We start from the raw sequence: 14313 nt of genomic DNA, 5'->3' as shown, positions 1-14313 counted from the left end.
GTATTGACCATGCGGGTGATCTTGGAACTACGGTAATACTTGTTACCTAATACCTAATGCTTGTTACCTAATACTTAATACTTATTACTTAATACTTTAATAAATATGGTAGCAAAACAACTTTCTATTTTTTTGGAAAATAAGTCAGGCCGTTTGACGGAAGTGACTGAAGTGCTGGCGAAAGAAAATATCAATCTTTCTGCCTTGTGCATTGCCGAAAATGCTGATTTTGGTATTTTGCGTGGAATTGTATCCGATCCGGATAGAGCATACAAAGCTTTAAAAGATAATCATTTTGCAGTGAATGTGACTGATGTAGTAGGTATAAGCTGTCCCAATATACCAGGTGCTTTGGCAAAAGTGCTGGGATATTTATCAGAAGAGGGCGTATTTATTGAATATATGTATTCGTTTGCCAATAATCATATTGCAAACGTAGTGATTCGCCCCAGCAACCTGGATAAGTGTATCGAGGTATTGAAAGAAAAGAAAGTCGATCTATTGGCTGCAAGTGACTTGTATAAGCTGTAAATATAACAGTGAGCAATGAATAATGAACGGTAAACAGTTGTGTTATCCAATTCAAGGACAACGCAATTGCTTACCGTTTTTACTATAAATATAGTGACGCTATCCGGTGAAGATAGCGACGGTATATGCCAACGATACCGTCACTATCCCGAACACATACCGTCACTATTGTGATTCGTTTATAATCTGCTGTTTATAGTTTGTCGTTTGTAATTCGACGTCATTTTCTCTCCTTTTGTCGATGTTTAACGCCTTTTATGTATTAAAAAACACAGATTAATTGCTAAATTCCCAGCGAATAAGTAACTTTGCGCATTATTTTTAAATAGGATGAAGAAAAATATCATTATAACTTTGCTTGCAGCGGCTACTCTTACATCATGTGGGGAGTATAATAAATTGCTGAAAAGCACCGATTACGAATACAAGTACGAAGCCGCCAAAAACTATTTTGCGAAGGGACAGTATAATCGTTCAGCTACGTTGCTGAATGAGTTGATAACCATTCTGAAAGGAACCGATAAAGCGGAAGAATCTTTGTATATGTTGGGAATGAGCTACTATAATCAGAAAGATTATCAGACAGCAGCCCAGACATTTATTACCTATTTCAATACATATCCTCGTGGTACTTTTACCGAATTGGCACGTTTCCATGCAGGTAAGGCTTTATTTCTGGATACTCCGGAACCACGTTTGGATCAGTCAAGTACTTATCAGGCTATCCAGCAATTGCAGATGTTCATGGAGTATTTCCCGAACAGCACAAAGAAGCAGGAAGCACAGGATATGATTTTTGCTTTACAGGATAAACTGGTTTTGAAAGAGCTTTATTCAGCAAGGTTATATTATAATCTGGGTAATTATTTAGGCAATAACTATGAGTCTTGTGTAATCACAGCTCAAAATGCATTGAAGGATTATCCTTATACTGATTATCGTGAAGAACTTTCCATTTTGGTTCTGCGTGCAAGACACGAAATGGCTATCTATAGCGTTGAAGACAAGAAGATGGATCGTTACCGCGAAACGATTGATGAATATTACGCTTTTAAGAATGAATTTCCTGAAAGTAAATATTTGAAAGAAGCCGAGAAGATATTCAATGAATCACAAAAAGTAATTAAAGACTAAATTTAAATAGATTTATGGACTACAAAAAAACGAATGCTCCTGCTACAACAGTAACCCGTGACATGATGGAACTCTGTGCTGATACAGGTAATGTTTATGAAACAGTTGCCATTATTGGTAAGCGTGCTAATCAGATCAGTGTAGAAATCAAAAACGATCTTTCTAAGAAACTGGCAGAGTTTGCTTCTTACAATGACAATTTGGAAGAAGTGTTTGAAAATAGAGAGCAAATCGAAATTTCTCGTTATTATGAGAAATTGCCGAAACCGGACTTGATTGCTACGCAAGAATACATCGAAGGGAAAATATATTATAGAAATCCGGCTAAGGAGAAAGAAAAACTTCAGTAATTTATTTTCTGACGAAGAATTTGATAGTCAAGTAGTAAGTGGGATGATGATCCCTGCTCCTTATTGCTTGGCTATTATTGTTTAACTCAACTACTATTTAGAATACTTATGATTCAACGAATTCAAACTGTTTATTTATTGATTGTTGTAGGATTGCTGATTACAGCCATGTGTTTGCCGATGGGCTACTTCATTGATGCAATGGGAGAACATCCTTTTAAGGCATTAGGATTGGAAGTAAACGGTGCTATTCAGTCTACATGGGGCTTGTTCGGAATTCTGATGGTTAGCACCATCGTGGCTGTGGCAACTATCTTTTTATATAAGAACCGTATGTTGCAGATTCGCATGACAATTTTCAATAGCTTATTATTAGTAGGTTATTACATTGCTGCCCTTGCTTTTTATTTTGCATTGAAGAATGATGAAAATATGTTCCGTATAGGCTGGGCATTGTGTTTGCCGCTTGTTTCCATCATCCTGAATATACTGGCTATCCGTGCTATCGGACGGGATGAGGTGATGGTAAAAGCTGCGGATAGATTGCGATAAAAAGGACTAAAGTCCCCAGAAATAGAAATCCCCGCTAATCCGTTTAGAGTTAGTGGGGATTTTTTAGTTCGTTATGAATGGGATTTTGTTTATAAATAAGAGGTTTTAATCTCTTCCTCCTTGAAAGAGGGGTTATTTCTTCAAATCAAATAAATATGTGAGCTTTATGGTAATGGTTCCATGCGCTGCACGGGCGAAATAATCTTTCTTAGTAGTGCTGTAGAAATCAGACAGGGCAAAGTAATAACGGCCTTCAACGATGAAGCTACCAGCTTTCTTTGTTCTAAGTTCTACACCACCGCCACCGGCAATACCATAGTCAAACTTATTTTGAATCTTAACTCCGTACAGGGCTTTCTGTGTATCAGATAAGCTATTCATATCAATACCTTTTATTGTTTCCGATTCACTGATTAGAAAGCTGATTTGAGGACCTGCATGGACAAAGAATTGCAATCCTCTGTCTCGTCCGAAAGCAAGGTGAGCGAGGAAAGGAATATCTATATAAGTCATTTTGCGAGTGTAAGTTTTAGTAGGGTCCTTTGAAGTGACTTCATATCCGTTGGCGTCCAGTGATATTGTTTCAAATAATTGGTCCCAGCCCCGTTGTGAGACATTCAACTCGACCTGTGCGCCACAAATCATGGCAAAATACTTCTCGGATATATAACGTGCTGTCAAACCTCCGGTAATTCCCATCAGGCTATTTTGCTTGATGGTGGGAGTAAAAGAAGCACTGTTTAAATTGACACCTCCATTGATACCTACCGATAAATTGCTTCGTGCTTCTCCGATTTGAGCGACAGCAGGAATGGTAAATCCTGTAAGTAGGAGTGTTGCGATCAAAAATGGTTTTATCTTTATCATTTTCGTATTATTCGAAGTCAAGTTTTACTAATTCAAAATTCTTAGTGAAACGTATGAAGAACACCTTTTTATTAATAAATCCTCCCCAGTTGTTTACGCGCTCGAATTTGAATCCTGTCTGGATAGGAGTCAGGTTCATTTTAGGCAGATTGTTTTCCAGTTCCGAGCCATAAAGCGATAATCCTTTCAGGAAGAAGAAACCGGTGTCAAAACCCAGCATTGCGTAATTAGGGTATTTGCTTGCCAAATCTTTGCTATACCATTTATGGTAAGCATTGGTAAACTGCACAGCTGCCGGGAACAACGTATTCGTATAGAATGAAGAATAGAAATATACATCCAACTCAAAGAAGTTTTCCAGATGATCTCTGGTATAGGTCTGCCATTCCGGATAGCCGAACAGATGAATATTCTCTGCAGGATTCTCTCTGACTAACAGCGTCAGTTGAGGAAGTGTTTTAATCAGTAAGACGTTGTTGCCTGATGTCGGAATAAAGATGTTTTCTTTATCACTGCGGAGCGCTGCTTTCAACGTTTCTTTCGTTGCGCTTTCGCCAACAGTTTTCATAGAGATGCCTTTGCTTTTCAACTCTTGTTTCAAGCCGCTGATAAATTCCGCTTTCTCCTTATCAACGCTCGCCGGTTCTATGAAGATAACGTTTGCATTGGGAAATTGACGGGTGAAGTGTTCATAAACCTCTGAATATAAGTAGGATTGAGGCGTATTGATCTGATAAACAGCCGGGTTGTTGAATACCTCTTCTCCTTTTTGAGAGAAAGGAATCACCAGGCGTATGTCGTTCTTCTCTGCGAAGTCGGACAATGGCTTTATTTGATTCTGATGCATCGGACCGAAGATGATATTCATACTTTTCATCTCGTTCTTGGCAAGAATCGTATTTAATGTAGAAACCTCTTTTCCACAATCATATACATATAAATCAAGAGAAATACCTGTACGTTTCAGACTGTCTACTGCCATCAGGAAACCTTCGTAGTATTCCACCATGCGTTTGTCTTCCTGGAAAGGCAACAATAAGGCTGCTTTAATGGTAGACAGCTTTTGGGGAGTCTCTTTACTTTTGCGGAAAAGCTCGCTATTGCTGGGAGGAATAGCGTAAGGATCTTCCTTCTGTGTAGGTTGCACGGTCGTTGCTGCCGGGTAAGGGATGCAAAGGAATTGTCCCTTTTTCATGCCTTTTTTCAGTTCCGGGTTAGCTGCAATTAACTCCTGCTCGCTGATTCCATATTCACGGCTCACGCTAAAAATAGTCTCTTTGCGTTTTACCTTATGCATATCCTTGCATTTCGGAACAACAGGACCTTGAATGGTGGTCTGTTCGGTAGGCGTTTGAGTTGCAGTAGCAGTTTGCTCTTCTTTTTTCTGTGGAATCAGGATAACCTGTCCGATACGGAAATTTTCGGCACTCAAACCGGGGTTTGCTTCACAAATATCTTTGGCGGATACATTATACATGGTTGTCAGTTTGTATAGTGTTTCTCCGGCCTGAATCGTATGGAATGTTTCTCCCTTCTGACTCTCTTTTCCCGTAGGAATTTTGATTGTCTGTCCGGCATAGATCTTTTCGTCACAGCCCGGATTCAGACGTATGATGTCTGATGTAGTGACATTATACATCTTGGAGATGGAGTATAAACTTTGTCCTTTTTCGATGGTATGCAAGAAATATGATTGGTTTTCTTGTGCATAACTGATAGCATATGAAACGCTTATAAAAAGCAAAAATAAGAATATACGGTTTATCGGTTTCATCAAATTATAACTATTGGTTCTTGAAATCAAGGAACAAAGGTACAAATAATGCCCTATATCTTCATAAGATTTGAGTTAAGAAAATAATATTGTGCTTTTTTAGGAGCATATTTCGGGCGGAAACATTAATTTTGCAACATTTATGGAAGGATATGAATATGCAGGAAACAGAATATATTAATGTGTACGGTGCGCGCGTGCACAATTTAAAGGATATTGATGCCGAAATTCCCCGTAACAGTTTGACTGTTATCACCGGATTGAGCGGTAGTGGAAAATCTTCTTTAGCCTTCGATACGATTTTTGCCGAAGGACAGCGTCGTTATATCGAAACTTTTTCAGCGTATGCCCGTAACTTCTTGGGCAATCTGGAACGTCCGGATGTCGATAAGATAACTGGTTTGAGTCCGGTTATCTCCATTGAACAGAAAACAACGAATAAAAATCCCCGTTCTACCGTAGGAACGACTACGGAGATATATGATTATCTCCGTTTGCTGTATGCCCGTGCGGGAGTGGCTTATTCGTATCTGTCGGGTGAGGAGATGGTGAAATATACCGAAGAGCAGATTCTGGACTTGATTCTGAAAGATTATAAAGGAAAGAAAATATATCTGCTGGCTCCGCTAGTTCGTTCACGTAAGGGACATTACAGGGAACTTTTCGAACAAATACGTAAAAAAGGATACCTGTATGTGCGGGTGGACGGAGAAGTGCGTGAAATCACGCATGGCATGAAACTCGACCGCTATAAAAATCACGATGTAGAAGTGGTTATTGATAAATTAGTGGTAGCGGAGAAAGATGACCGGCGCTTGAAACAGAGTGTGGCAACCGCTATGCGCCAGGGAGATGGGTTGATGATGATTCTGGATGCTCAATCTGAAAGTATCCGTCATTATAGTAAGCGGCTCATGTGTCCTGTCACCGGATTGTCTTATCGTGAACCGGCTCCGCATAACTTCTCATTCAATTCACCGCAAGGAGCATGTCCGAAGTGTAAGGGATTGGGAGTAGTCAATCAGATTGATGTGGATAAAGTGATTCCCGATCGTGAACTTTCTATTTATGAAGGAGCGATAGCACCTTTGGGAAAATATAAGAATGCGATGATTTTCTGGCAAATTGGTGCTTTGCTCGAGAAGTACGACGCAACACTGAAAACTCCGATAAAGGAGTTGCCGGACGATGCGATTGATGAAGTTTTGTACGGTTCTGATGAACGGATTAAAATCAAGAGTTCGCTGATCGGTACTTCCTCCGATTACTTTGTTACTTACGAAGGAGTGGTGAAGTATATTCAGATGTTACAGGAAAAGGATGCTTCTGCAATAGCACAGAAATGGGCGGAACAATTTGCCAAAACAACGGTTTGTCCCGAATGTAAAGGGGCTCGTTTGAATAAAGAAGCTTTGCATTTTCGTATCCATGATAAGAATATCAATGAGTTGGCGAATATGGATATCAACGAGTTATACGACTGGTTGATGAAGGTGGATGAGTTCCTGTCCGATAAGCAGAAGAAAATATCGGTGGAGATTCTGAAAGAGATTCGCACACGTTTGAAGTTCTTGCTGGACGTGGGTCTGGATTATCTGGCATTGAATCGTAGCTCTGTTAGTCTTTCCGGTGGTGAGAGTCAGCGTATCCGCTTGGCTACACAGATTGGTTCGCAATTAGTGAATGTACTTTATATTCTCGACGAGCCGAGTATCGGTCTGCATCAGCGTGATAATCTGCGTCTTATCAACTCGTTGAAAGAACTCCGCGACATGGGGAACTCCGTGATTGTAGTGGAACATGATAAGGATATGATGTTAGCTGCCGACTATGTCATCGATATGGGTCCGAAAGCCGGACGTCTCGGAGGCGAAGTCGTTTTCGCCGGAACCCCGCAGGAGATGCTGAATACAGATACAATGACTTCGCAATATCTGAATGGCAAGATGAAGATAGAAATCCCTGCCAAGCGTAGAAAAGGAAATGGGAAATCTATATGGCTGAAAGGAGCGAAGGGGAATAACCTGAAGAATGTAGATGTTGAATTTCCGTTGGGTAAACTGATTTGCGTAACTGGTGTATCAGGAAGTGGAAAATCCACCTTGATTAATGAAACTTTGCAGCCGATTCTTTCACAGAAATTCTATCGTTCTTTACAAGATCCTTTGGAATATGATTCGATTGAAGGGTTGGAAAATATAGATAAGGTAGTAGATGTGGATCAATCACCTTTGGGACGTACGCCACGCTCCAATCCTGCGACTTATACCGGTGTGTTTTCTGATATCCGTAACCTGTTTGTGGGTCTGCCGGAAGCTAAGATTCGTGGTTATAAACCGGGACGTTTCTCCTTTAATGTTGCAGGTGGGCGTTGTGAAGCATGTACGGGAAATGGTTATAAGACGATTGAAATGAATTTTCTTCCTGATGTATATGTGCCTTGTGAGGTTTGTCACGGTAAACGTTATAACCGGGAAACACTGGAAGTACGTTTCAAGGGAAAATCAATTGCCGATGTACTTGACATGACGATCAACCGTGCTGTGGAATTCTTTGAAAATGTGCCGCAAATCTTGAATAAGATTAAAGTCTTGCAGGATGTCGGACTTGGATATATAAAACTGGGACAATCTTCTACCACTCTTTCCGGCGGAGAAAGCCAGCGTGTGAAATTGGCAACGGAGCTATCGAAAAGAGATACGGGCAAAACTCTTTATATCCTTGACGAACCGACTACCGGACTTCATTTTGAAGATATCCGTGTATTGATGGGAGTATTGAATAAGCTTGTAGATAAAGGTAATACTGTTATCGTCATCGAGCACAATCTGGATGTGATTAAAATGGCGGATTATATTATCGATATGGGCCCTGAAGGTGGTAAGGGCGGGGGAGAACTCCTTAGTTACGGAACACCGGAAGAAGTTGCGAAGAGCCCTAAAGGATATACACCTAAGTTCCTTCGCGAAGAGTTGGGTCTCTAATTTAAATCATAGAGTGCCAACTTATCGGACAATCTTCGATGAGTTGGCACTTATCATATCATATTCTTTATTTATCAGATATAGAACTTATAAATACAACGAAAATGAAAATCAATAAAACAAATGCCGCACGGCTGTTAGATAAGGCTAAGATAGCCTATGAATTAATTCCCTACGAAGTAGATGAAAACGACTTGAGTGCTGTTCATGTGGCAGCAAGTTTAGGAGAGAACATCGAGCAGGTATTTAAAACGCTTGTTCTGCACGGTGATAAAAGCGGATATTTTGTCTGTGTCATTCCGGGAGAACATGAAGTTGATTTGAAACTGGCAGCTAAAGCTTCGGGTAACAAGAAGTGTGAGTTGATTCCCGTAAAAGAACTTCTGCCACTTACTGGATATATCCGGGGAGGTTGTTCGCCGATCGGTATGAAAAAGCATTTTCCTACTTATATTCATGAAACCAGCCAACAATTTCCGTATATTTATGTAAGTGCCGGTGTACGGGGACTTCAGATAAAAATAGCTCCGGAAGATTTGATTCGTGAATCCAGGGCGGAAATTTGTCGTTTATTTGAGGAGTAGTTTAACAAATCATTGTGCAAAAACTCGAGAAAAAGTATATATTTGCAAAATATATGTGGTATCGACCATTAAATCATTAATTTAATAATTTATATTCTATGTTTAACAAACACCCTAAAGGACTGATAGCAGCCGCTTTAGCCAATCTAGGTGAGCGTTTTGGCTTTTATACTATGATGGCTATCCTTGTGCTTTTCTTGCAAGCCAAGTTTGGAATGAATGGAAAAGAAGCAGGATTTATTTACTCAACTTTTTATTTTTCTATTTACATTTTGGCGTTGGTCGGAGGTATTATTGCCGATAAAACGAGGAACTACAAAGGAACTATTTTCACAGGAATTGTGTTAATGGCAGTTGGTTATTTATTATTGGCTATTCCATCTAAGACTCCGGTAGATAACAAGATGCTCTATCTGGTTATTACTTGTGCTAGTTTGTTTGTTATTGCATTTGGAAACGGATTATTTAAAGGAAATTTGCAGGCATTGGTAGGACAGATGTACGATAATCCTCAATATGCCAACATGCGTGACTCCGGTTTCTCTTTATTTTATATGTTTATTAATATCGGTGCTATTTTTGCTCCGTTTGCAGCTGTAGGCGTGCGTAACTGGTGGTTATCTACTTTCGGTTATAATTATGATGCTGATCTTCCTGCTTTGTGCCATGGTCAATTAGCAGGTACTTTGTCGCCTGAAGCTACTGAAACTTATCATACCTTAGTTACCAAAGCTTCTACTGCTCCTGTACAAGACTATACGGCTTTCGCTTCAGATTATTTGAATGTCTTTACTACTGGATTCCATTACGCATTCGGGGTAGCTATTATTGCTATGGCTATTTCTTTAACCATTTATTGGTTGAATAAGAAAAACTTCCCGGATCCCAGCAAAAAGACCGTTGCTTCTTCAGCATCTTCTACAGTTGTAGAAATGAGTGCACAGGAAGTAAAACAACGTATGTATGCTCTGTTTGCTGTATTTGGTGTTGTTATTTTCTTTTGGTTTTCATTCCATCAAAATGGTCTGACTTTGACTTATTTTGCGAAAGAATATACTGACTTGAATCTGTTTGGTATGCCTATTTCAGCAGAGCTCTTCCAATCGTTAAATCCATTTTTTGTAGTGTTCCTGACTCCGGTGATTATGGCTATTTTTGCAAGTCAGCGTAGACGTGGTAAAGAGCCTTCGACTCCTAAAAAGATTGCCATCGGTATGGGAATTGCTGCATTGGCATTTATTGTAATGGCAGTCGGATCTTATTTTGCTAATTTGCCGTTGCATGAGGATATTGTAGCTGTTGGAACTTCACCAGTGAAAGTTACTCCATTTTTATTGATGCTGACCTATCTGATCTTAACAGTAGCTGAACTGTATATCTCTCCGTTGGGAATTTCATTTGTGTCTAAGGTTGCTCCTCCTAAATATCAAGGTATTATGCAAGGAGGATGGCTGGGAGCGACAGCACTGGGTAATCAGTTGCTAGTGATTGGTGCTATCCTGTATGAATCAATTCCTATTTGGATGACATGGACTGTGTTTGTTGTAGCTTGTACGATTTCAATGTTTACAATGATTTTCATGTTAAAATGGTTGGAACGTGTAGCGAAATAAAATCCTGTCATTGACTAAATAAACAAAATGCCCTGGAACAAGTATTATAAATGTTCCAGGGCATTTTGGTATATCAAATATCCAGTCCCATTATATAATCATTCATATAATACCCGTTACCAATCGGGAAATCACCTTCCCGCAACTTTCTCATTCCCATGTGCTCGTAAAACTGCAAAGCCTTATTATTACGATTTACGTTGAGCTCCATCAAACAAGGTCCCGGATGTATCTCCTTGATACACTTGATTGCTTCCTTGAATAAAAAACTGCCGCAATGCGTACCCTGAAAACGGGGGAGGACATATATCTTCTGAAGATGGAATACATCCTTTTCCTGTTGTTGAATGGAAACGTATCCGCATGGTTCATTCTCTTTATAAGCAATGGAGTACACATGTCCCTCTTCCTCCATTTGTTTGCGCACATTGGAAGGTGCATACATCCAGTCCATCATATAATCCAGTTGTTCGGGAGATAAAATTTCCTTGTAGGTGGCGGGGAATACCTCCTTTGCCATCTTATGAATAAGCTCGCAATCGGCTACCGTTGCTTTTCGAATTGTAAACATACGTATTTTCTATTTCTTGGTTTAACGGGCACAAATATAGCCATTATTTCTTTTTATAATAAGGTGGAGAGTCTCTAATGTTTTAATTATTATTAATTTATAGTACTTTGCAATGCAAGGTACTAAAGTAATGCATATATTTGTGCATCTAAAAGAAGTGAATAATGAAAGTAGACAATGTAAAATCACAGATGAGGAAAGGCATGCTTGAATATTGTATCATGCTTTTGTTGCACAAGGAGCCCGCTTATGCTTCTGATATTATTCAGAAATTGAAAGAAGCCCAACTGATTGTAGTGGAAGGCACCTTGTATCCATTGCTTACCCGTCTGAAAAATGATGACTTGTTAAGTTATGAGTGGGTAGAATCTACCCAGGGACCTCCCCGCAAATACTATAAACTCACTGAACAAGGAGAAGTCTTTTTGGGAGAGCTGGAAATTTCCTGGAAAGAACTTAACGATACAGTGAATCATATAGCCAATAGATAATCCGAAAAAGAAGAAATAAAAATGAAAAAGACATTGACCATAAATTTAGGAGGAATTGTCTATCATATAGATGACGATGCCTACCGACTGTTAGATAATTATCTGTCTAATTTGAAGCATTACTTTCGTAAACAGGAGGGTGCGGAAGAGATCGTAAACGATATTGAAATGCGTATTGCCGAACTGTTTGCAGAGAAAGTAACTGAAGGAAAACAGGTCATCACAGTTTCGGATGTAGAAGAAATCATCGCCCGCGTCGGCAAACCGGAAGACTTTGGAATTGCTGATGAGGATATGGACTCACAGAAAAGAACGGAACAAACATCGTCCGCTAATCAAGGCAGTACACAAACCTCTGCTCAACGCCGCTGGTTCCGTGATCCGGATAATAAATTGTTGGGAGGTGTAGCGGCAGGATTGGCAGCTTACTTCGGTTGGGACATCACATTGGTACGTATATTGATGATTATCCTGGTATTTGTTCCTTATTGCCCGATGATTATACTTTATATTATTGGATGGCTTGTTATTCCGGAAGCCCGTACTGCCGCAGAAAAATTGAGTATGCGTGGAGAGGCAGTGACCATTGAGAATATTGGTAAAACAGTGACAGATGGTTTCGAACGCGTAGCGGACGGAGTCAATAACTATATGAATTCCGGCAAACCTCGTACCTTTCTTCAAAAGATAGGCGATGTATTTGTTTCTATTGCTGCTGTGCTCTTTAAAATATTTCTGGTAGCTCTTGTCATTCTCTGCTGCCCTGTCTTGTTCGTACTGGCCGTTGTACTGGTAGCACTGGTGTTTGCAGCAATTGCCGTGGCAGTTAGTGGAGGAGCACTGCTTTACGAGATGCTGCCTGCCATCGACTGGATGCCGGTTGCTTCCGTATCTCCAATGATGACACTGCTAGGTACGATTGCCGGAGTTGCCCTCATCGGTATTCCGTTAGGAGCTTTCTTGTATACTATCTTGCGGCAATTATTCCATTGGTCACCGATGGGAACAGGCTTGAAATGGTCGCTATTGATTCTATGGATATTGGGTGCAGTCATCATGATTATTAATCTTTCAGCTCTTGGCTGGCAACTGCCTTTGTATGGCTTGCACTGCTCTTAACGAAGTCTCATTCTATTAAAAAAGGATAATATTTATTCTTTTATAAGTAAATGTACCCCGATAGTGTGTCCGGGGTACATTTTTTGTTTACTCTAATTCATCGTAAATCGAGAAATTTTTAGTAAGTTTGTAAATACGTATTCAGGAAATAAAAATGGGTGAACATATATGTTTTAGGAGAAACGAACGTTTAGCGACAGTCAACCCTTATTGGAGAGGAAATCCGATGGTGCGCGGGCGTTTTTTTAATCGGCAGCATCGCTTCCGTCCGGGGATGGGGAGTGTACTGAAATGGCGTCTTTCGCCCAATCCCCAACGCAAGGAGAAGAAAACGGTGAAATGGGATCCGAAAGTTTGTTATCTCCGTTCATTGGATGCGGTGGTAGGAGATTCCCTAATATGGCTCGGACATAATTCTTTCTTTCTGCAATTAGCAGGTAAACGAATCATGTTCGATCCTGTGTTCGGCAGTATTCCTTTTGTGAAGAGACAGAGCGAGTTTCCCGCTAATCCTGACATATTTACAGGGATTGATTATCTACTTGTCAGCCATGACCATTTCGATCATCTGGACAAGCAGAGTATAGCACGCCTATTGAAGAATAATCCACAAATGAAACTCTTTTGTGGATTGGGAACCGGTGAACTGATTCAGGGATGGTTTCCTGAAATGAAGGTGATTGAAGCCGGATGGTATCAACAAATGGAAGATGAGGGATTGAAGATTACTTTTCTACCGGCACAACACTGGAGCAAACGTTCCGTACGCGATGGCGGCCAGCGATTGTGGGGAGCCTTCATGCTGCAAGGAGATGGAATCTCCCTTTATTACAGTGGTGACACAGGTTATTCCAGCCACTTTCGTGAAATCCCCGATCTGTTCGGAGCACCGGATTACGCTTTGTTGGGTATCGGGGCATATAAACCTCGCTGGTTTATGCGTCCCAATCATATATCGCCTCACGAGTCTTTGACTGCTGCCGAAGAAATGCATGCAGGACTTACTATCCCCATGCATTATGGCACATTCGATTTGTCTGACGAGCCTTTGCATGATCCCCCGAAAGTCTTTGCAACAGAGGCAAAGAAACGGAAGATCTCTGTGGAAATTCCTTATTTGGGAGAGATCGTGAAATTGAGGAAACAGAAATAAGAATACTTAGATACGAATAAAGAGATGAAGAAATTAGAAGTAAAAGACCTGAAAGAAAACTTTTTCGAAGCAATCGGAAAAGAGTGGATGCTCGTAACGGCGGGAACAAAAGAGAAGTTTAACACCATGACAGCAAGTTGGGGTGGCATTGGCTGGTTGTGGAATAAACCGGTTGCTTTCGTTTTTATCCGTCCCGAACGGTATACATACGAGTTTGTAGAGGAGAACGATCACCTGACACTTTCTTTCTTAGGAGAAGAAAATAAGAAGATTCACGCTGTTTGTGGTTCCAAGTCGGGACGTAATATAGATAAAGTAAAAGAAACCGGATTGAAACCTGTATTTACAGAAAAAGGTAATGTCCTGTTCGAGCAGGCACGTTTGAGCCTGGAATGTAAGAAACTTTATGCTGACGCTATCAAACCGGAATGTTTTCTGGATAAAGAATCAATAGAAAAGTGGTATGGTGGTGCTCATGGAGGTTTCCATAAGATGTATATTGTAGAAATTGAAAATATTTATTCGAAGTAAAAATTAGCGGATTTTGGTTGAATGTAATGGAGAAGGCTCTGAACTCAAGTAGATTGAGA

General features: G+C 40.2%; 14 protein-coding genes. 11 read left to right on the top strand and 3 right to left on the bottom strand.

Annotation, left to right across the window (positions count from 1 at the left end; genetic code table 11):
* Positions 1–105 precede the first annotated feature (105 nt).
* The 4 genes from H8796_RS20135 to H8796_RS20120 all read left to right on the top strand — a co-directional run bounded on the left by H8796_RS20135 (position 106) and on the right by H8796_RS20120 (position 2567).
* Positions 106–531: an amino acid-binding protein gene (locus H8796_RS20135; protein ID WP_004299992.1), complete on the top strand. Its 426-nt coding sequence runs from the start codon at positions 106–108 to the stop codon at positions 529–531.
* 330 nt (positions 532–861) lie between these two features.
* On the top strand, positions 862–1665 hold the full coding sequence (locus tag H8796_RS20130; RefSeq protein WP_004299990.1) for an outer membrane protein assembly factor BamD: 804 nt from the start codon (positions 862–864) through the stop codon (positions 1663–1665).
* A 14-nt stretch (positions 1666–1679) separates the two neighbouring features.
* The gene (locus H8796_RS20125; protein WP_004299989.1) at positions 1680–2015 is read left to right on the top strand and encodes a DNA-directed RNA polymerase subunit omega; all 336 of its coding nucleotides are present in this window, start codon (positions 1680–1682) and stop codon (positions 2013–2015) included.
* A 108-nt stretch (positions 2016–2123) separates the two neighbouring features.
* A complete protein-coding gene (locus H8796_RS20120; protein WP_004299988.1) occupies positions 2124–2567 on the top strand; it encodes a DUF4293 domain-containing protein in 444 nt (147 codons plus the stop codon).
* A gap of 132 nt (positions 2568–2699) precedes the next feature.
* Here the strand turns inward: H8796_RS20120 and H8796_RS20115 are convergent, their stop codons facing one another.
* Positions 2700–3434 (bottom strand): porin family protein, encoded by a 735-nt coding sequence (locus H8796_RS20115; protein ID WP_117937220.1) that lies wholly within the window; start codon positions 3432–3434, stop codon positions 2700–2702.
* Positions 3435–3441: 7 nt separating this feature from the next.
* Positions 3442–5208, bottom strand: coding sequence for a LysM peptidoglycan-binding domain-containing protein (locus tag H8796_RS20110; protein WP_117937172.1), 1767 nt, complete (start codon positions 5206–5208; stop codon positions 3442–3444).
* A gap of 158 nt (positions 5209–5366) precedes the next feature.
* On the opposite strand from H8796_RS20110, the gene uvrA reads away from it, so the two are divergent.
* From uvrA to H8796_RS20095, 3 genes are all read left to right on the top strand, one after another.
* Positions 5367–8192, top strand: a complete 2826-nt coding sequence (gene uvrA, locus H8796_RS20105) for an excinuclease ABC subunit UvrA (protein WP_117937222.1) — start codon at positions 5367–5369, stop codon at positions 8190–8192.
* Between the two features lie 104 nt (positions 8193–8296).
* Positions 8297–8776: a Cys-tRNA(Pro) deacylase gene (ybaK, locus tag H8796_RS20100; protein ID WP_004309260.1), complete on the top strand. Its 480-nt coding sequence runs from the start codon at positions 8297–8299 to the stop codon at positions 8774–8776.
* A 98-nt stretch (positions 8777–8874) separates the two neighbouring features.
* Positions 8875–10389 carry a peptide MFS transporter gene (locus tag H8796_RS20095; protein ID WP_004299982.1) on the top strand — a complete coding sequence of 505 codons (1515 nt, stop codon included), beginning with the start codon at positions 8875–8877 and terminating at the stop codon, positions 10387–10389.
* Positions 10390–10462: 73 nt separating this feature from the next.
* Here the strand turns inward: H8796_RS20095 and H8796_RS20090 are convergent, their stop codons facing one another.
* The gene (locus H8796_RS20090; RefSeq protein ID WP_004325725.1) at positions 10463–10960 is read right to left on the bottom strand and encodes a GNAT family N-acetyltransferase; all 498 of its coding nucleotides are present in this window, start codon (positions 10958–10960) and stop codon (positions 10463–10465) included.
* Between the two features lie 164 nt (positions 10961–11124).
* Here H8796_RS20090 and H8796_RS20085 point away from each other — a divergent pair, with 164 nt between their 5' ends.
* The 4 genes from H8796_RS20085 (at position 11125) to H8796_RS20070 (ending at position 14254) form a co-directional block, all read left to right on the top strand.
* The gene (locus tag H8796_RS20085) at positions 11125–11451 is read left to right on the top strand and encodes a PadR family transcriptional regulator (protein WP_004299980.1); all 327 of its coding nucleotides are present in this window, start codon (positions 11125–11127) and stop codon (positions 11449–11451) included.
* 21 nt (positions 11452–11472) lie between these two features.
* On the top strand, positions 11473–12570 hold the full coding sequence (locus tag H8796_RS20080; protein WP_008998578.1) for a PspC domain-containing protein: 1098 nt from the start codon (positions 11473–11475) through the stop codon (positions 12568–12570).
* Positions 12571–12724: 154 nt separating this feature from the next.
* Entirely contained in the window at positions 12725–13723 is a 999-nt protein-coding gene (locus tag H8796_RS20075) for an MBL fold metallo-hydrolase (RefSeq protein WP_117937174.1), read from the top strand.
* Between the two features lie 24 nt (positions 13724–13747).
* Positions 13748–14254 (top strand): flavin reductase family protein, encoded by a 507-nt coding sequence (locus H8796_RS20070; RefSeq protein ID WP_117937176.1) that lies wholly within the window; start codon positions 13748–13750, stop codon positions 14252–14254.
* Positions 14255–14313: the final 59 nt, after the last annotated feature.

The organism is Bacteroides sp. M10, from assembly GCF_014334015.1.
Classification (GTDB): Bacteria; Bacteroidota; Bacteroidia; order Bacteroidales; family Bacteroidaceae; genus Bacteroides; species Bacteroides intestinigallinarum.
The sequence above is the reverse complement of the archived record's forward strand: the minus strand, read 5'-3'. Positions and strand labels throughout refer to the sequence as shown.